Raw genomic sequence first — 16,444 nt, forward strand, 5'->3', positions numbered from 1 at the left:
CAGAAGACCCTACTCGGATGGAGCAATTTGCCCGATTCGATGATCTTTCTGGTGGTCACATCGCCGGGTCGCGCGCTCGCGCGGGGAAACTAGTGCGAACATAGGTTTATGAAGGCACGCGTTCTGGTCGTCGACGACGACCCTGCTCTCGCGGAGATGCTCACCATCGTGCTGCGTGGGGAGGGGTTCGACACAGCCGTCGTGGCCGACGGCTCACGGGCGCTGCCCGCGCTTCGTGAGCTGAAACCGGACTTGGTCCTCCTCGACCTCATGCTGCCCGGGATGAACGGCATCGACGTCTGCAAGGCGATCCGGGCCGAGTCCGGTGTGCCGATCGTCATGCTCACCGCCAAGAGCGACACCGTGGACATCGTCCTCGGGCTCGAGTCGGGCGCCGACGACTATGTGGTCAAGCCCTTCAAACCGAAGGAGCTCGTGGCCCGCGTCCGCGCCCGGATGCGCCGCACCGAGGCCGAGCCCGCCGAGTCGCTGACGATCGGCGACCTCGCGATCGACGTCCCCGGCCACGAGGTGACGCGGGAGGGCAAGGCCATCCCGCTGACCCCGCTCGAGTTCGACCTCCTGGTCGCGCTGGCCAGGAAGCCCCGTCAGGTGTTCACCCGCGAGGTGCTCCTGGAGCAGGTGTGGGGTTACCGCCACGCCGCCGACACCCGCCTGGTGAACGTGCACGTCCAGCGTCTGCGTTCGAAGGTCGAGAAGGACCCGGAACACCCCGAGGTGGTGTTGACCGTTCGCGGCGTCGGGTACAAGGCCGGCCCGCCGTGACGACCCCATGAGCGGACGCTTGCCGAGGCTTGCCCAAACCACGATGCGCCACCTCCGGCGCATCGTGGTTTTCGTGCGCCGCAAGGTCGTCCTGTTCAACGAGCTGTGGCGGCATTCGCTGCAGTTCCGGGTCACGGTGTCCACGCTGGCGCTGTCGTCGGCCGTGGTGTTCGTGCTGGGCATGGTGCTGCAGAACCAGATCACCGACAGGCTGCTCGAGACCAAGCAGAACGCGGCGATCGCGCAGACCAGGGCGGTCGTCGAGACCGCGGCCAGCGAGCTGGTCGGTGTCGGCACCGAGTCGCCCGAAGCGATGACGGCGCGGCTGAAGAACGCGCTGAAGAAGATCTCCAGCACGACGACGTCGCAGGACGGCGCCGGATCGGCCGCGGGCACCTTCGAACCGGTGCTGGTCGCGGGCGGCCGCGACCAGTCGAACACGCCGGCTTCCGCGGGTCCCTACGACCGGGTGCCCGTCCGGCTGCGCCAGTTCGTGGAGACCGAGCAGGTCAGCTACCTGATGCACACGGTCACCGAACCGGACGGCGGCAAGACGACGTATCTGATCGTCGGCGCCCCGGTGACCACGATGATCAACCCGCTCCAGCTCTACCTGCTGTACCCGCTCACCAGCGAGCAGAACACCGTCTCGACCGTGCAGAACACGCTGCTCGTCGGCGGTCTCGTCCTGCTGCTCCTGCTGGCCGGGATCACGAACCTGGTCACCAGGCAGGTGGTCCGGCCGGTCCGGCAGGCCGCCGCGGCGGCCGAAGGATTCGCGGGCGGCGCACTCGATCAACGGCTCGCCGTGCTCGGCGAGGACGATCTGGCCAAACTCGCCGTGTCCTACAACGAGATGGCCGCGAGCATCCAGCGGCAGATCCGCCAGCTGGAGGACTTCGGTGGTCTTCAGCGCAGGTTCACCTCCGACGTCTCGCACGAACTGCGCACCCCGCTGACCACCGTGCGGATGGCCGCCGACGTGCTGCACGCGTCGCGCGAGCAGTTCCCGGCCGGCCTCGCCCGCTCCACCGAACTGCTGGTCGACGAACTCGACCGGTTCGAGGCCCTGCTCGGCGACCTGCTGGAGATCAGCAGGCTCGACGCCGGTGTCGAGGAGCTCTCGGCCGAGTTCATCGACGTCCGGCCCATCGCGACCAGGGCCGTCGAACAGGTCCGGGTGATCGCCGGGAACGCGGGCAGTTCGGTCGAGCTGGTGCTGCCGGACGAGGAGGCGGCCGCCGAGGTCGACGCGCGCCGCGTCGAGCGGATCCTGCGCAACCTGCTGGCCAACGCGGTCGATCACAGCGAAGGGAACCCGGTGGTGCTGACACTGGCGGTCAACGAGACCGCGGTCGCCATCACCGTGCGCGACCGCGGCGTCGGGCTCCGGCCAGGTGAAGCGGAACTGGTGTTCAACCGGTTCTGGCGTGCCGACCCGTCCCGCAACCGCCGCACCGGCGGCACCGGGCTCGGCCTGGCGATCAGCCAGGAGGACGCCCGCCTGCACGGCGGCGTGCTCGACGCGTGGGGCGAGACCGGCTACGGCGCCTGTTTCCGGCTCGTGCTGCCGCGGCAGCAGGACACGCCGATGGGGGAGAGCCCGCTGCTCTTGCCGCCGCCCGATCACAAGCCGACCGATACGCACGGTTCGTCGTCCGGCCTGCTCGAAGTCCGCCCGGCGCCCGACGCGATCCTCGCCGAACCCGAGGAGGTCGGCCGATGAAGCGGCTGCTGACCCTGTTCGCGGTGTTCCTGCTGGTCGCCGGCTGCGCGAACATCCCGCTCGAATCCCAGCCCGTCGTCGTCCCCGGGGACAAACCCGGGCAGGCGCCGGTGGACGTCCCCGAGCCCGCGGCCGGGATCGACTCGCTGACCGTCACCCGCCAGTTCATCCGCAACTCCGCGACGCCGGGCACGGCGAACGCCGACGCCCGGGTCTACCTGGACGACGAGGCCCGGCGCAACTGGAAGCCGTCACCAGGGCTGACGATCATCGACAACACCTTCGGCACCGTTTACGACACCTCGTCGCCGACGGGGGATCCGGACGAGCAGGTGGTGAACGTCCGCGGGTTCAAACTCGGCAACCTGAGCCCCGACAGCGCGTTCATCCCGCTGAAGACCGAGTACTCGCAGCAGTTCAAGCTGCGGAAGCAGCAGAACGGCCAGTGGCGGATCGTGGACCCGCCGCAGGAGCTCGCCGTCACCGACAAGGATTTCGCGACCAACTACTTCCGCGTGCCGATCAGCTTCTACTCGGCCGACTCCGGCACCTTCGTCCCCGATCTCCGGTACGTCGCGGCGAAACCGCAGGCCGGGCTGCCGGGCCGGGTGATGGACCTGGTGCTGCAAGGCCCGTCGGAAGGGTTGAAGGGCGCTGTCCAGGACCTGCTCGGTGATCAGGTCACCACCGAGACCAACGTGCGCAGCACGGACGACGGGACACTGGACATCAACCTGACCGGGATCGGCGGGGCCAGCCTCGCGGACCGGAACCTGATCGCCGCGCAGATCGTCCTCTCCCTGCAGACGGTGACGCTGAGCCGGATCCGGCTGCTCGCCGACGGCAGCGCGCTGGTGCCGGGCAACGAATACTGGCGGGCCAGCGAACTGCTGCCCTACAACACGGAGATCGCCCCCAACTCGGAGCTGAAGGGGCTGATGACCGTGAACGGGCGGGTCCGGTCGCTCGGCGACGGGGCACCGGTCGGCGGCCCGGCGGGCAATGGCGGGTACAAGGTCGTCAGCGGCGCGCAATCCGTCGACGGGAAACGGCTCGCAGTGGTCGAAGAGCGCGACGGCAGGCAGTGGCTCCGGGTCGGCGAACTGGACCGGGACCTCGCTTCGGTGGATCTGTTCGGCGGCAGCCTGAGCCGCCCCACCTGGCGGCCGGTCGCGCGGGGCGGCGGGGCTTCCGGCGAGGTCTGGACGGTCGTCGACCACAACACCGTCGCCAGGGTCACCCTGGCCGCGGACGGCCGCTGGGTGAAGGCCGGCGTCGACGCGACCCAGCTCACCGGGCTCGGCCAGATCACCGAACTGCGCCTTTCGCGGGACGGATCCCGGCTGGCCGCCGTGGTCAACGGGCAGCTGGTGGTCGCCTCGATCGTGCGTACGGCGGACTCGGTGGCGCTGCGCTCGCCGCGGAAGCTGCAGGAACGCGACCTCAAGGACGTCGTCGACGTCGACTGGGCGACCCAGGACCACCTGATCGCCGCGACGTCGTCGACCACGCTTCCGGTGGTCAAGGTGCCGCTGGACGGGCAGCGGATGGACGCCTTCAACAGCTCGAACCTGACCCCGCCGGTCCACGGCGTCACCGCGGCGCCGAGCAGGCAGAACCTGGTCGCGGACGCGGGCGGGCTGTGGGTCGCGTCCGAACTGGGCGAGGTCTGGCGGCCGCAGGCGCACACGGTGACCGACGCGGATCCGTTCTACCCGGGCTGAGCGTCCTGGTCGGGCCTCGTGAGTGGTGAGGACGGTTCTGGTGGACCCGTGCTTGCCTACCCGCTGGCTCCTGATGTCGCCTCGGTGAGCTTGTGCTGGTTGCCGCTCGACGGGTGCTGGAGTGTCCGGGCTTGATCAACGGAGGTTTGGGGACGTTGAGTGTCCCCGATCTTCCGTTGCTCAAGCTCCGAGACCGGAAGACCCCTCGACGATGAAGGATTTGGGACACTCGACGTCCCGATTCCTTCACGCTCGACCGTGCCACCGCTGCCACTTCACCTTCGCCCAGGTCGCGCGTGGGTAGGCAAATACCGGTCGGCTCTAACCGTCCTCACCACTCACGAGACCCACCACGGTTCGGCACTCTGGTCGCCTGGAGTACGTGAAGGCCTCCTTCCCTACGCTCAAGGTAGGGAAGGAGGCCTTCACGGACCTTCGGACCTTCTCCTCGATTGCCCTCATGACAGGTCCCCTTAGGACGGAAAGCGTCCAAAAGGGACCTCTCGCGACACATCGGCCCCCGGAACTGTCGGTCCCCGCCGCCACCCTCGACGGCATGTCCAAACTCCTGGATCTCCTCATCCCCGCCCGCTGCGCGTCCTGCGGCGCCCCCGGCGCCCCTTGCTGCGCCACCTGTCAGACCGCTTGGGGTTCGCTCAGCGAGATCACCCGCGCCCCGATGGCCGGTCTCGTGCCCGTCTACGCCTTGGCCCGCTACGCCGACGAGGCCCGCCGCCTGATCCTCGCCTACAAGGAACGCGGCCGCCGCGACCTCGCCCCGTCCTTGGGCCGGGCCCTCGCCGAAGCCCTGGTCCACCTGCCGGGGCCGGAGCCGGAACGCTGCCTCGTCCCGGTCCCGTCGAGACGGCACGCCTCGCGGGTCCGAGGCGGCCCGCACGTCCGGCGGATGGCCGAGGAATGCGTAAAAGTGCTGTCAAGCAAGGGAAAACCGGCGACGGTCGCGCCGGTGCTCGAACTCGGGGCCGGAGTCCGCGACGCCGCGCGGCTCACCCGTGCCGAGCGGGCGGTGAACCTCGACGGCCGCATCCGCCTCGTCCAGGGTGTTCACCCGTCGGAGGTCATTCTGCTTGACGACGTGATCACAACCGGAGCGACGGCCGCCGCTTGTACGCGCCTATTGGACATAAGCGGAATTCACGTTTCCGCGGTGGTCGCGCTGGCCGCCGCCGGGTGATCACGGGGTCACCTACAAGAGTGATGAATGATCGGGAACGGGAATGGGTACAAGGACGTTGACGGGATATGAGGCAGCTTCCGGGGAACACTCCGACGGCTCGCCACTCCACCGGGGTGGCGGCGGATTCCCTTGGTGGCGTCACCCTCGGCTTTTTCCTGTCCGGAGGCTTGCGCCGTCCGCGTGAAAACAAATCACCGGGACGACGCCCGACAGGCCGGATTGTCCCGCTGGGCACAGTGCCTTCGTCGCGTGCGGTGACGGGGTCTCACGTCCTGATATCCCCCGGCTCGGGGGCTGTTGCTCGGGGCGTGTTGCAGCTAACGTGCAGCGCTATCAGCAATCCCGGCAGGCAGGGAGGTGACCAGCCCATGTCCCTGGCGCCGGAGCCGCGCTGAGTCCGCGCTCGGACATCCGACACGAGACGTCGTGGCCGCATGCCGAGTTCTCTCATCGCCCGCGATACCGGGCTTCGTCCCCGCTTTACCGGCGCCCTAGTGAACACATCTACAGCTCGCAGTCATTTCAGCGAGGGAGGTCGTGTATGGACATCGTCGTTAAGGGCCGCAACGTGGAGGTGCCCGACCACTATCGGGCACTCGTCAGCGAAAAGCTGGCCCGGCTAGAGCGCTACGACAAGAAGGTCATCCGATACGACGTGGAGCTCTTCCATGAGCCCAATCGCCGGCAGTCGAAGAACTGCCAGCGCGTCGAAATCACCGGGAAGGGCAAGGGCCCCGCCGTACGCGCCGAAGCGTGTGCGGGCGACTTCTACGCAGCGCTGGATTCCGCACTGAACAAGCTCGAGAACCGGTTGCGGAAGACACACGACCGACGGCGCGTGCACTACGGCCGCAGCCGCCCGGAATCCGTCGCCGAGGCGACTTCGATGGCGGCCGCCGGTGGCACGACCACCGGCACCCGACATCTCGCGGGTACCGCTGTACTCGAAGCGCCCGAGGCCGAACCCATGGCCAACGGTTTCGCTGTCGAGAGCGGTGACGACTTCGAGATGCCCCAGCAGCAGCGCTGGGATGACGGGGTGACCGAACACCAGCCCGGTCGCGTCGTCCGCGAGAAGAAGCATGACGCGGTTCCGATGACGGTCGACCAGGCTCTCTACGAGATGGAACTGGTCGGTCACGACTTCTATCTGTTCAACGACTCCGACGCCGGGTGCCCGAGCGTCGTCTACCGGAGGCGAGGCTTCGACTACGGCGTCATCCGGCTGAGTTAGCCGGCCCTCCGACACCCATAAACGCCTACGACGGCGGCCCGCACGCGTTCGGCGTGCGGGCCGCCGCCCTGTCCGGATCCGGCGGGGCCCGCCCCGGTCTCGTCAGGTACCGACCGACGGTGCGTGCGCGAACACCGAGGTGTTCCCTACGATGGGGGTCGGACGGCGGTGCGAAACCCGGCGCCGCCGCATACGAGACTGCCCGGGATCGGCTCGGGTGCGATCACAATCAGCTAGTGAGGTCGACCGGATGGTGCTGAACCGCCTGCTCCGCGCGGGCGAGGGCAAGATGGTGAAGCGGCTGCGCAACATCGCCGATCACATCAACACCCTCGAAGACGACGTCAAGGAACTTTCGGACACCGCTCTGCGGGCCAAGACCGACGAGTTCCGTAAGCGGAACGCGGACGGCGAGTCACTCGACGACCTCCTGCCGGAGGCGTTCGCGGTGGCGAGGGAGGCGGCCTGGCGTGTGCTCGGCCAGCGGCCCTACGACGTCCAGGTGATGGGCGGCGCCGCGCTGCACCTCGGCCAGGTCTCCGAAATGAAGACCGGTGAGGGCAAGACCCTGACCCAGGTGCTCCCCGCCTATCTGAACGCGCTGTCCGGCAAGGGCGTGCACGTCATCACGGTGAACGACTACCTCGCCAAACGTGACGCCGAGTGGATGGGCCGCATCCACCGCTTCCTCGGCCTCGAGGTCGGCATCATCCTGGCAGACCAGGCCCCCGAGGTCCGCCGTCAGCAGTACGCCGCCGACATCACGCACGGCACGAACAACGAGTTCGGCTTCGACTACCTCCGCGACAACATGGCGTGGAGCCTCGAGGACTGCGTGCAGCGCGGCCACAACTTCGCGATCGTCGACGAGGTGGACTCCATCCTCATCGACGAGGCCCGGACGCCGCTGATCATCTCCGGCCCGGCAGACCAGTCCTCGCGTTGGTACGTCGAGTTCGCGCGACTGACCCCGCTGATGAAGGTGGACATCCACTACGAAGTGGACATCCGCAAGCGCACCGTCGGTGTCAGCGAGAAGGGCGTCGCGTTCGTCGAGGACCAGCTCGGCATCGACAACCTCTACGAGGCCGCGAACACGCCGCTGGTCGGCTACCTGAACAACGCGCTGAAGGTCAAGGAGCTCTACAAGCGCGACAAGGACTACATCGTCCGTGACGGCGAAGTCCTCATCGTCGACGAGTTCACCGGCCGCATCCTGCACGGCCGCCGCTACAACGAGGGCATGCACCAGGCGATCGAGGCCAAGGAAGGCGTCGAGATCAAGGCCGAGAACCAGACTCTCGCCACGATCACGCTGCAGAACTACTTCCGGCTGTACGACAAGCTGGCGGGCATGACCGGTACCGCCGAGACCGAGGCGGCCGAGTTCCACCAGACCTACAAGCTGGGTGTGGTGCCGATCCCGACCAACAAGCCGATGGTCCGCGCCGACCAGGCCGACCTCATCTACAAGACCGAGCAGGCCAAGTTCGAGGCCGTCGCCGAGGACATCGCCGAGCGGCACGAGAACGGCCAGCCGGTGCTGGTCGGCACCACGAGTGTCGAGAAGTCCGAGCACCTGTCGAAGCTGCTGCTCAAGCTGGGTGTCCCGCACGAGGTCCTCAACGCCAAGCACCACGACCGGGAGGCGCTGATCGTCGCCCGCGCGGGGCGCAAGGGCGCGGTCACGGTCGCCACCAACATGGCGGGCCGCGGTACCGACATCGTGCTCGGCGGCAACCCGGACCTGATCGCCGACGAGGTGCTGCGCGAGCGCGGCCTCGACCCGGTGGAGCACTCCGAGGAGTACGAGGCCGCGTGGCCGAAGGTGCTCGAAGAGATCCAGGCCGAGACCAAGGCCGAGGCCGACGAGGTCCGCGAGGCGGGCGGGCTGTACGTGCTCGGCACCGAGCGGCACGAGTCCCGCCGGATCGACAACCAGCTCCGCGGTCGTTCCGGCCGTCAGGGCGACCCGGGCGAGTCCCGGTTCTACCTGTCGCTCGGTGACGAGCTCATGCGCCGCTTCAACGCGACGATGGTCGAGCGGGTCATGACCACCATGCGGCTGCCGGACGATGTGCCGATCGAGCACAAGATGGTCTCCAAGGCGATCAAGAGCGCGCAGACGCAGGTCGAGCAGCAGAACATGGAGATCCGCAAGAACGTCCTCAAGTACGACGAGGTGATGAACGAGCAGCGCAAGGTGATCTACGCCGAGCGCCTGCGCGTCCTCGAGGGCGAGGATCTTCGCGAGCAGATCGAGCACATGCTGGTCGACGTCATCAACGCGTACGTCACCGAGGAGACCTCCTCGGGCTACTCCGAGGACTGGGACCACGAGAAGCTGTGGACGGCGCTCAAGACGCTGTACCCGGTCAAGGTCACCTGGGAAGACCTCACCGCGGATGACGACCTCGACGCCGAAAGGCTGCGCGAGGCGCTGCTCGAAGACGCCCACCGCGCGTACGACGAGCGCGAGGTCGAGATCGACGGCAAGGTCGGCGAAGGCGCGATGCGCAGCCTGGAGCGTCAGGTCATGCTCACCGTGCTCGACCGCAAGTGGCGTGAGCACCTCTACGAGATGGACTATCTCAAGGAGGGCATCGGCATGCGGGCCCTGGCCCAGCGCGACCCGGTCATCGAGTACCAGCGCGAGGGCTACGACATGTTCCGCGCGATGCTGGAGTCGTTGAAGGAGGAGGCCGTCGGCTTCCTGTTCAACCTCCAGGTCGAGCAGGCCGAGCCCGCCGCCCCGGCGCCGGAGTCCGCGTCCGCGCTGCCCGCCGGTGTCGGCTCCGGGAACGGCCAGGCCGCCAACGGCGACGGACGGCACGCCCGTCCGACGCCTCCGCAGGGTCCGGCGACCGACACCGAATCCGTGCCGTCCGCTTTGCGGGGCAAGGGTCTCGGGGGCGGTTCGCAGTCCGGGCTGACCATGTCGGGCCCGTCCGAGGACGGGGGCGTCGAGTCGCATTCGGACAGTGCCGGCGACGACGGTGACCAGAGCGGAACCCGCCGGGAGCGTCGTGCCGCGCAGCGCGCCTCCCAGAAGAAGGGCAAGAAGGGCCCGCGCCGCTGAGACAGTGAACGAGAAGGGGGCCTTCGCCGCACGAGACAGACGCGGCGAAGGCCCCCTTCGTCATGCGGCGAGCCTTAGCGCGGAAACGCGTCGCGGGGGCTTCAACAGGTGGAAGCGGGTGCACACCCAGCCTGCCGGTGTCCGCTCGAAGCGCGCGGCCAAGGCGAGGAAGCGCTCGTTCTGTTCGACGGTCGCGCAGGCCTCGATGACGCCGTCCGCCGGGTGGCACAGATGGATCGACTTCGGCCGGTAGCCGCCCGGAGGACGGCGACGGCCGCGGTCGAGCAGCGCGCTGTGGAGCGCCGGGTCGAGGATCGGCCGCACCTGGACCGCCGGACGGCGTCCGTCGCAGGCTTCGAGGATGGTGGTCAGCAGCCTGCCCACTTGCCGCCCGTCCAGCGTGTCGGGTCCCTGCCCTGGCGGCGGCGTTTCCTCGAACCGTTCGCCGGACAGCGGCAGGTCCAGCGTGAGCTGGTTGTCCGGCTGCGGTACCCGGTGCAGCCGCCGCTCCGGACGGCCGTCGGGACGGCAGGGCGGTTCATACGGTTTCAGCCGTCTCAGTACGTACGAAGTCATTCGATCGTCCCCTCCGCGGCCCCCTCGGCCGCGCCCAGCAACTAAGGGACCGGCGGTGGACCGAGGCGCGACACGAACCGCCCGAGAGGATGAACCGGGCGGTGATCGCTTGTGTACGGTGGGCCGGTGCTGAACGGGCTGGTCATCGACTACGTCGGAGTGCTCACGGACGCCGGCGCGGACGAGCTGTACGCCTTCCTGCGGGCCGCCAGGGAGCGCGGCATCAAAACGGCCTTGCTCTCGAACGCCCCCGGCGCGTCGGACGAGGCCAAACGGACGCTGGACCCGTTCTTCGACGCGCTCGTCTTCTCCGGCGAGGTCGGCGTGGCCAAACCCGAGCGCGAGGTCTACCTGCTCACTGCGGGACTGCTCGGCCTGCCCGCCGAAGGGTGCGTGTTCGTCGACGACGCCGCCCACAACGTCCGCGCCGCGGTGGCGGCCGGGATGGCGGGTGTGCACCACACGTCGGTCGAGGAGACGTTGACCGAGCTCAGCGCCTTGTTCCCGAAGTCTTAGCGCGGCGCACCAGCTCGAACGAGAGCACTGCGGCGGCCGCCGAGACGTTGAGCGATTCGACTTCGCCGGGCATCGGGATCGAAACCCACTCCGTCACCAGCTCGCCGACCTCGGCGCCGACACCGTTCGTCTCCCCGCCCAGCACGAACGCCGCGCGCTGCGGCAGTTCGACGTCGAACACCGAGGAGCGGGCCGAAGCGCCCAGCGCGTAGATGCCGTACCCGGCTTCGGTGAGCATCTCGGCCGCCTCGCGCGCGCTGCCGCACCGCAGCACCGGCGCGCGGAACGCGACCCCGGCCGAGGCCTTGACCACCATCGGGTCGAGGGCGGCGACCCCGCGCCGCGGCACCACGACACCCTCCAGCCCGGCGGCGGTCGCCGTGCGCAGGATCATCCCGACGTTCGCCGGAGTGGTGATCCCGTCGAGCAGCAGCACCCGTGACGGCGGCCTGCCGTCGGACAGCGCCGCGTGCAGCGACCGCATGCGCGGCGCGACGACGTCGGCCAGGACGCCCTGGTCCTGCTTGCCGTTCCCGGCCAGCACCTTCACGCGGTGTGCGCTCGCCCGCTGCACCGGCACCCCGGCGGCCTTGGCGGCGCGCTCGATCTCGGCGGCGTTCTGGCCCCGCACGGTGTCGGCGAGAATCACCTTGTCCACCTCGAGCGCCGCGTCGTCCAATGCCTCGAGCACCGGTTTCCGGCCGTACACCGTCAGGAACCGGTCCTTCGGCGAGATCACCGAGTCATCACCCACACCGGCGAGTGTCCCACTATGTAAGGATCGGCTCATGCCCGACCGCCTCTCCGCGCTGGACGCCTCGTTCCTGTACGTGGAAGACCACTCGACCCCGATGCACGTCGGCGGTGTGGCGATCTTCGAACGACCGCGCGACGGCTTCACCTACGAGCAGCTGCTCGACCTGATCGGGCAGCGCCTGGCGTTCCTGCCGCGCTACCGGCAGCGGGTGCTGGAGGTGCCGGGTCATCTCGCCCGCCCGGTGTGGGTCGACGACTTCGACTTCGACCTCAACTACCACGTCCGCCGGTCCGCATTGCCGCAGCCGGGTTCCGACGACCAGCTGTTCGATCTCGTGGCGCGGCTGATGTCGCGGCGGCTCGATCCGGGAAGGCCGCTCTGGGAGGCGTACTTCGTCGAAGGGCTCGCGGGGGACCGTGTCGCGCTGGTGACCAAGACGCATCAGTCCGTTGTGGACGGGATCGGCACGATCGAGCTCGGGCAGCTGATCCTCGACACCGCCCCGCAGGAGCCGGAACCGTTCGACGACCATTGGCATCCGCGCCGGGAACCGAGCCGCACCCAGCTGATCCTCGACGCGGTCGCCGAGACGGTGCAGCGGCCGACGGAGCTGGTGGAGAACGTCCGCTCCATCGCCCACGACGCCACCGCGATGGCGGGCAAGGTCACCGAAACGGTCGGGGATGTCGCGTCGGCGTTGAAGACCATGGTGAATCCGGCGCCGTCCGGGCCGCTCAACGTCCGTACCTCCGGCGGCCGCATGTTCGCCGTGGTCCGCACGCGGCTGGAGGACTTCCGCAAGGTCCGCGCCGCGCACGGCGGCACGGTGAACGACGTCGTGCTGGCGGCGATCTCCGGCGCGCTGCGGGAATGGCTGCTCTCCCGCGGCTCGAACCTGACCGCGACGACCACCGTGCGCGCGCTGGTGCCGATGGCCGTCCGCGACGCCGAGACGGCGGAGTTTTCGACGCCCGCGCTGGTCGGGAACCAGGTCGACGCCTATCTCGTCGATCTCCCGGTCGGTGAGCCGAACGCGGTCCTGCGGTTGCAGCACATCGGCCACGCGATGGCGGATCACCTCGATTCGGGCCGCTCGGTCGCCGCGCGCGGGCTGCTGACGGTCGGCGGCTTCGCGCCGGCGACGCTGCATTCGCTGGGCGCGCGGGCTGCCGGGTCGATGTCGGGGCGCATTTTCAATGTGCTGATCACGAATTCGCCGGGCCCGCAGGTGCCGCTCTACGCGGGACAGGCGAAGATGGTGGAGATGTTCCCGGTCATGCCGCTGGTGCGCAATCAGGCGCTGGCGATCGGGGTCACCTCGTATCACGGTGGTGTCTACTTCGGACTGAACGGCGATCGCAAGGCCGTGTCCGATGTGGACCTGCTCGCCGGGATGATCGAGGAATCGTTGGAAGAGCTGAAGGGTGCGCACTGGTGAGGGTCTATCTACCCGGGACGATCGCGATGCTGCGCGATCTCGAAACCGCCGGTGAGTTCCGGGCGCGGAGCGGCACGGGGTTCGCGCTGACCCCGGCGTTGCGGGAGTCCTACGCCAGCGGATCCGACGAAGAACTCGAGTACGCCGCGCTGCTCGACGCCGCCAGGGCGTCGCTCCGGCTGATCGCGGCCGAGGAGAAGCCGGAGCCGCGGCGAGTGGTGATCTCGGCCGACCTCGACGAGGTCACCCTGCGCCCGGATCTCGACGCCGCCGTCGTCCGGCTTGCCGGGCCGGTGAAGCTCGCCGACGTCGCCGCGATCCACGTCGACGCGGCCGAGGCGGCCGAGTCCGTGCAGGCCGCCGCGGCCGTGATCGACCAGGCCGACCTCGGCGACCCGGACGCGGAGTTCACCCTCGGCGACGCCGAAGACCACGAACTCGCCTGGTACGCGCCCCAAGAACTCCCTTTCCTGCTGGAACTCCTGTAACCCCCGGCGTTTAGTCCTCTAGATGCGGTCCTTGCACGTGCAACTACCGCAACTAGAGGACTGAACGCGGGTGGGTCAAAATCCAGGACGGTTTCGGCCCGGTCGCGAGGCGTTTCCCGCTGTCCTGAAGGCCACCTTCGAGACGTTGATCGTCTCAAAGGTGGCCTTCAGGACGTAACGGGCTGCCGGGAGAGTCGCCAGGACCGCGCCCCTGCGTTTAGTCCTCTGGACGCGGTCCTTGCACGTGCAACTACCGCAACTAGAGGACTGAACGCGGGTGGGTCAGAACCAGGTAGGGCCGGGGACCGGGCGTTCGGGACGCCATCCGGTCGCCTCGGTGAGCCGCGTCGAGACGACACGCTGCGAACGCGCCAGCACCGCCATCGGGCCCACGCGGTTCGCCAGCCACTTCGGCAGCGCGCGGGCCCGGCGGACCCCGGCCGCGGCCGCCATCGCCTCACCGAGTTCCCGCTTCCGCACCGGATCCGCGGCCAGGTTGTAGACGCCGCTCGGCGCCCGTAGCGCCGCGACCGCGCCCGCCGCCGCGTCGTCCGGGTGGATCGCCGCGGTCCAGTCGGTCCGGCGGCCGATGATCAGCGGCGAACCGCGCCGCGCGGCCGTCAGCATCATGGTGGTCATCGGGTCGTCCGAGACGAGCAGCCCGATCCGCAGCCTGATCGCGGTGCGCCCCTCGTCCGCCAGTTCCGCGATGTTCGCGTGCGCCACCGTCGAAGACGCGAGGTGCCCCGTGGGCGCGAGAGGCGCGTCCTCGTCCAGTTCGCCGTCGCCGCCGTCGGCGTAGACGAACGAAATCCCTTCCTGCACCACGATTCCCAGTTCGCCGACCCGGCGCGCGGCGGCCGCGAGCGTCCGGGTGCCGTCGGTCCGCAGCCGGTCGTTCTCCGCCCATCCCGCCGACGTCATCGCGGCGCGCCCGCCCGGGATCCGGGTCGCGACGTTCACCACCGCGTCGTGCCCGCGCAGCGCCCCGGTCAGGGAATCGACGTCGAACAGCGAACCCGTCACCGGCTTCGCGCCGGTCGCGCTCACGGCCGCGACGCGGTCTTCACCGCGGGCAAGCCCGCTCACCTCGTGGCCCTCGGCCAGCAAGCGCCGCACCAGTGGCCGCCCCAGCACCCCGGTCGCCCCGATCACCATCACGCGCATGTCCGTCCTCCTGTTCGCCTTCCCCCTCTGGACGAGACGGGCGCGGGGAACGTGACAGGGTCAGCCCGCCGGGATTTCGCCGATCTCCTCCGGCGGCGGCGCCTGGATGTCCGCCTGCGTGCCCCACTCGCTGTAGCGCGTGACGATCCGGGCCATCGCGGCGTCCGGCACACCCGAAGCGGCGAGGACGGGGGCGAGGTCGAGCACGACCTGCACCGGCTGACGCGCGTCGTCGAGCCAGATCTCCATCGGGATCTTCCCGAGCTTGCCGTTCAGTTCCCCGAGAGCTTCCGCCGACAGTCCGGCGGGCAGATCACCGCCCAGCGCGGCCATGTCGATGTCCAGCCGGTAGTGCTCGGTGGACACGCCGTCGAGTTCGGCACGCCCGGACTCGGTGAGCGTGCCGGCCCGCCGCGCCTGGTCGAGCGCGCGGCCGGGGTCGTTCTGCTTCGCCAGCTGGTCGATGCTGCCGCCGGCGACCTGCGAGAACGGGTCCGCGCCGTCGGGGGAGACCTTGACCCAGGGTTTGCCGCCGGGAACGTCCTCGCGGGCGCTCTCGGGGACCTTGGCGAAGACGGTCTTGTCGATCAGCCGGAGTTCGAGCGGTTCGCCGAGGAAGTCCGTGGTCATGGCCAGCGCGGCGACCCGGGCCTGTCCCTGGCTCTTCGAGCGCATCGTGCCCGCGGTGACGTCGGTGGCAAACTTCGCGGCCTTGCCGTCGATGGCGGCCGTGACACCGTCGGCGAGCGCGCGGGCGTCGGTGAACGAGACGGTTTCGCCGTCACACGCGCCGAGCAGCGCGCCGAGGGCGAGGACGACGGCGGGCAGGGCCGTTCTCCGCATGAGGACCTGCTTTCAAGGTCGGGCACTCAAGCGAAACACAGCCGGGGACCTCGCCCCGATCGGGGGAACGGCTCAGCGGCTGTCGCCGATCGCTTCGGGCGGCGGCGCGATGATCACCACGTCGGACGCCCAGCTGTCGTACTTGACCGTGGTCTTGCCGAGGGTGACCTGCACCGGACGCCGATCGGCGTCCAGCCACACTTCGGCGGGGGAACCGCCCAGGTCGAGGACGTAGTGCGTGGTGGCCGTGCCGTTCAGGTCGGCCTGCTCGGACTTGGTGACCTTGCCGGACTTCGAGATCCGGTCGGTCGTGCGCGTCGGGTCCATTGTCTCGACGACGTCCGTCATCAGCCTGCCGTTGGCCGCGGAGAGCGCGTCCTTGCCGTCGGCGGTGATCTTGACCCATTCCTTGCCGGTCTTGAGTTCCTGGACCTGCGCGTCGGACAGGTGGTAGTAGAGGACGCCGTCGGCGAAGATCAGGTCGCGTTTCTCGCCCGCGACCTCGGCGACCATGGAGAACTTGCTGTTCGGGCCCTCGTAGAGCCCGGAGCTGGTCACCACGACCTTGCGGCCGTCCTCGGCGGTGGTCTCCAGCGCGATCTTCGACGAGCGGGCCTTCTGCGTGCCCTCGGCGGCGGCCGAAGCCAGTTGCGCCGCGTCCTTGACCGGTGGCGCCGCCGGTTTCTCTTCGCCGGAACAGCCTCCCAGCAGCAGGAGAGCGGTACAGACGGCGGCGAATCCGGTGGCACGCATAGGACTCCCTCGGGTGAATGGTCTGTACCACCACCGTAGTGCCTGGCGCGTGAATTTCCACCGTCCGATTGTCGGGGAGCGGGGGGGGGGGAAACCCCCCCCGGTTTGTCGCGGGGGGGGGGGGGTTCTACTTAAAGGGGGTGACGAAGCCCCCTCTTC

Annotated in this window: 14 protein-coding genes; 9 read left to right on the forward strand and 5 right to left on the reverse strand. The window is 69.1% G+C overall.

Annotated features, from left to right (window positions below):
* Window positions 1-108: 108 nt before the first annotated feature.
* The 6 genes from mtrA (at window position 109) to secA (ending at window position 9,747) form a co-directional block, all read left to right on the forward strand.
* Window positions 109-786, forward strand: coding sequence for an MtrAB system response regulator MtrA (mtrA, locus tag ACZ5IK_RS04685; RefSeq protein WP_005150760.1), 678 nt, complete (start codon window positions 109-111; stop codon window positions 784-786).
* Window positions 787-829: 43 nt separating this feature from the next.
* Window positions 830-2,512 carry an MtrAB system histidine kinase MtrB gene (gene mtrB / locus ACZ5IK_RS04690; RefSeq protein WP_465486548.1) on the forward strand — a complete coding sequence of 561 codons (1,683 nt, stop codon included), beginning with the start codon at window positions 830-832 and terminating at the stop codon, window positions 2,510-2,512.
* On the forward strand, window positions 2,509-4,236 hold the full coding sequence (locus ACZ5IK_RS04695; RefSeq protein WP_465486549.1) for an LpqB family beta-propeller domain-containing protein: 1,728 nt from the start codon (window positions 2,509-2,511) through the stop codon (window positions 4,234-4,236). The genes mtrB and ACZ5IK_RS04695 overlap by 4 nt, the downstream gene beginning before the upstream one ends.
* A gap of 556 nt (window positions 4,237-4,792) precedes the next feature.
* Complete coding sequence (locus tag ACZ5IK_RS04700; protein WP_465486550.1) at window positions 4,793-5,431, forward strand: ComF family protein; 639 nt, start codon at window positions 4,793-4,795, stop codon at window positions 5,429-5,431.
* A 544-nt stretch (window positions 5,432-5,975) separates the two neighbouring features.
* Window positions 5,976-6,668 (forward strand): ribosome hibernation-promoting factor, HPF/YfiA family, encoded by a 693-nt coding sequence (gene hpf / locus ACZ5IK_RS04705; protein ID WP_465486551.1) that lies wholly within the window; start codon window positions 5,976-5,978, stop codon window positions 6,666-6,668.
* Between the two features lie 250 nt (window positions 6,669-6,918).
* On the forward strand, window positions 6,919-9,747 hold the full coding sequence (gene secA / locus ACZ5IK_RS04710; protein WP_465486552.1) for a preprotein translocase subunit SecA: 2,829 nt from the start codon (window positions 6,919-6,921) through the stop codon (window positions 9,745-9,747).
* A 60-nt stretch (window positions 9,748-9,807) separates the two neighbouring features.
* On the opposite strand, the gene ACZ5IK_RS04715 is transcribed toward secA, so the two are convergent.
* On the reverse strand, window positions 9,808-10,323 hold the full coding sequence (locus ACZ5IK_RS04715; protein WP_101610432.1) for an Rv3235 family protein: 516 nt from the start codon (window positions 10,321-10,323) through the stop codon (window positions 9,808-9,810).
* A 111-nt stretch (window positions 10,324-10,434) separates the two neighbouring features.
* On the opposite strand from ACZ5IK_RS04715, the gene ACZ5IK_RS04720 reads away from it, so the two are divergent.
* On the forward strand, window positions 10,435-10,839 hold the full coding sequence (locus tag ACZ5IK_RS04720; protein WP_465486553.1) for an HAD-IA family hydrolase: 405 nt from the start codon (window positions 10,435-10,437) through the stop codon (window positions 10,837-10,839).
* On the opposite strand, the gene ACZ5IK_RS04725 is transcribed toward ACZ5IK_RS04720, so the two are convergent.
* Window positions 10,814-11,593, reverse strand: coding sequence for a TrmH family RNA methyltransferase (locus ACZ5IK_RS04725; protein WP_465486554.1), 780 nt, complete (start codon window positions 11,591-11,593; stop codon window positions 10,814-10,816). The genes ACZ5IK_RS04720 and ACZ5IK_RS04725 overlap by 26 nt on opposite strands.
* Before the next feature lie 34 nt (window positions 11,594-11,627).
* On the opposite strand from ACZ5IK_RS04725, the gene ACZ5IK_RS04730 reads away from it, so the two are divergent.
* Together ACZ5IK_RS04730 and ACZ5IK_RS04735 are read left to right on the forward strand one after the other, a co-directional pair.
* Entirely contained in the window at window positions 11,628-13,034 is a 1,407-nt protein-coding gene (locus ACZ5IK_RS04730; RefSeq protein ID WP_465486555.1) for a WS/DGAT/MGAT family O-acyltransferase, read from the forward strand.
* The gene (locus tag ACZ5IK_RS04735) at window positions 13,031-13,522 is read left to right on the forward strand and encodes a DUF6912 family protein (protein ID WP_101610425.1); all 492 of its coding nucleotides are present in this window, start codon (window positions 13,031-13,033) and stop codon (window positions 13,520-13,522) included. The genes ACZ5IK_RS04730 and ACZ5IK_RS04735 overlap by 4 nt, the downstream gene beginning before the upstream one ends.
* A gap of 282 nt (window positions 13,523-13,804) precedes the next feature.
* Here the strand turns inward: ACZ5IK_RS04735 and ACZ5IK_RS04740 are convergent, their stop codons facing one another.
* From ACZ5IK_RS04740 to ACZ5IK_RS04750, 3 genes are all read right to left on the reverse strand, one after another.
* A complete protein-coding gene (locus ACZ5IK_RS04740; protein ID WP_465486556.1) occupies window positions 13,805-14,689 on the reverse strand; it encodes an NAD-dependent epimerase/dehydratase family protein in 885 nt (294 codons plus the stop codon).
* Between the two features lie 60 nt (window positions 14,690-14,749).
* Window positions 14,750-15,532, reverse strand: a complete 783-nt coding sequence (locus tag ACZ5IK_RS04745; RefSeq protein ID WP_465486557.1) for an SCO4651 family lipoprotein — start codon at window positions 15,530-15,532, stop codon at window positions 14,750-14,752.
* A 72-nt stretch (window positions 15,533-15,604) separates the two neighbouring features.
* Complete coding sequence (locus ACZ5IK_RS04750) at window positions 15,605-16,285, reverse strand: SCO4651 family lipoprotein (protein ID WP_465486558.1); 681 nt, start codon at window positions 16,283-16,285, stop codon at window positions 15,605-15,607.
* Between the last annotated feature and the right edge of the window lie 159 nt (window positions 16,286-16,444).

This window comes from Amycolatopsis sp. NPDC031561 (genome assembly GCF_055580625.1).

Coding starts and splice junctions, on each gene's coding strand:
- mtrA (WP_005150760.1), top strand. CDS start 109: ATGAAGGCACGCGTTCTGGTCGTCGACGACGACCCTGCTCTCGCGGAG.
- mtrB (WP_465486548.1), top strand. CDS start 830: ATGCGCCACCTCCGGCGCATCGTGGTTTTCGTGCGCCGCAAGGTCGTC.
- ACZ5IK_RS04695 (WP_465486549.1), top strand. CDS start 2,509: ATGAAGCGGCTGCTGACCCTGTTCGCGGTGTTCCTGCTGGTCGCCGGC.
- ACZ5IK_RS04700 (WP_465486550.1), top strand. CDS start 4,793: ATGTCCAAACTCCTGGATCTCCTCATCCCCGCCCGCTGCGCGTCCTGC.
- hpf (WP_465486551.1), top strand. CDS start 5,976: ATGGACATCGTCGTTAAGGGCCGCAACGTGGAGGTGCCCGACCACTAT.
- secA (WP_465486552.1), top strand. CDS start 6,919: ATGGTGCTGAACCGCCTGCTCCGCGCGGGCGAGGGCAAGATGGTGAAG.
- ACZ5IK_RS04715 (WP_101610432.1), bottom strand. CDS start 10,323: ATGACTTCGTACGTACTGAGACGGCTGAAACCGTATGAACCGCCCTGC.
- ACZ5IK_RS04730 (WP_465486555.1), top strand. CDS start 11,628: ATGCCCGACCGCCTCTCCGCGCTGGACGCCTCGTTCCTGTACGTGGAA.
- ACZ5IK_RS04740 (WP_465486556.1), bottom strand. CDS start 14,689: ATGCGCGTGATGGTGATCGGGGCGACCGGGGTGCTGGGGCGGCCACTG.
- ACZ5IK_RS04745 (WP_465486557.1), bottom strand. CDS start 15,532: ATGCGGAGAACGGCCCTGCCCGCCGTCGTCCTCGCCCTCGGCGCGCTG.
- ACZ5IK_RS04750 (WP_465486558.1), bottom strand. CDS start 16,285: ATGCGTGCCACCGGATTCGCCGCCGTCTGTACCGCTCTCCTGCTGCTG.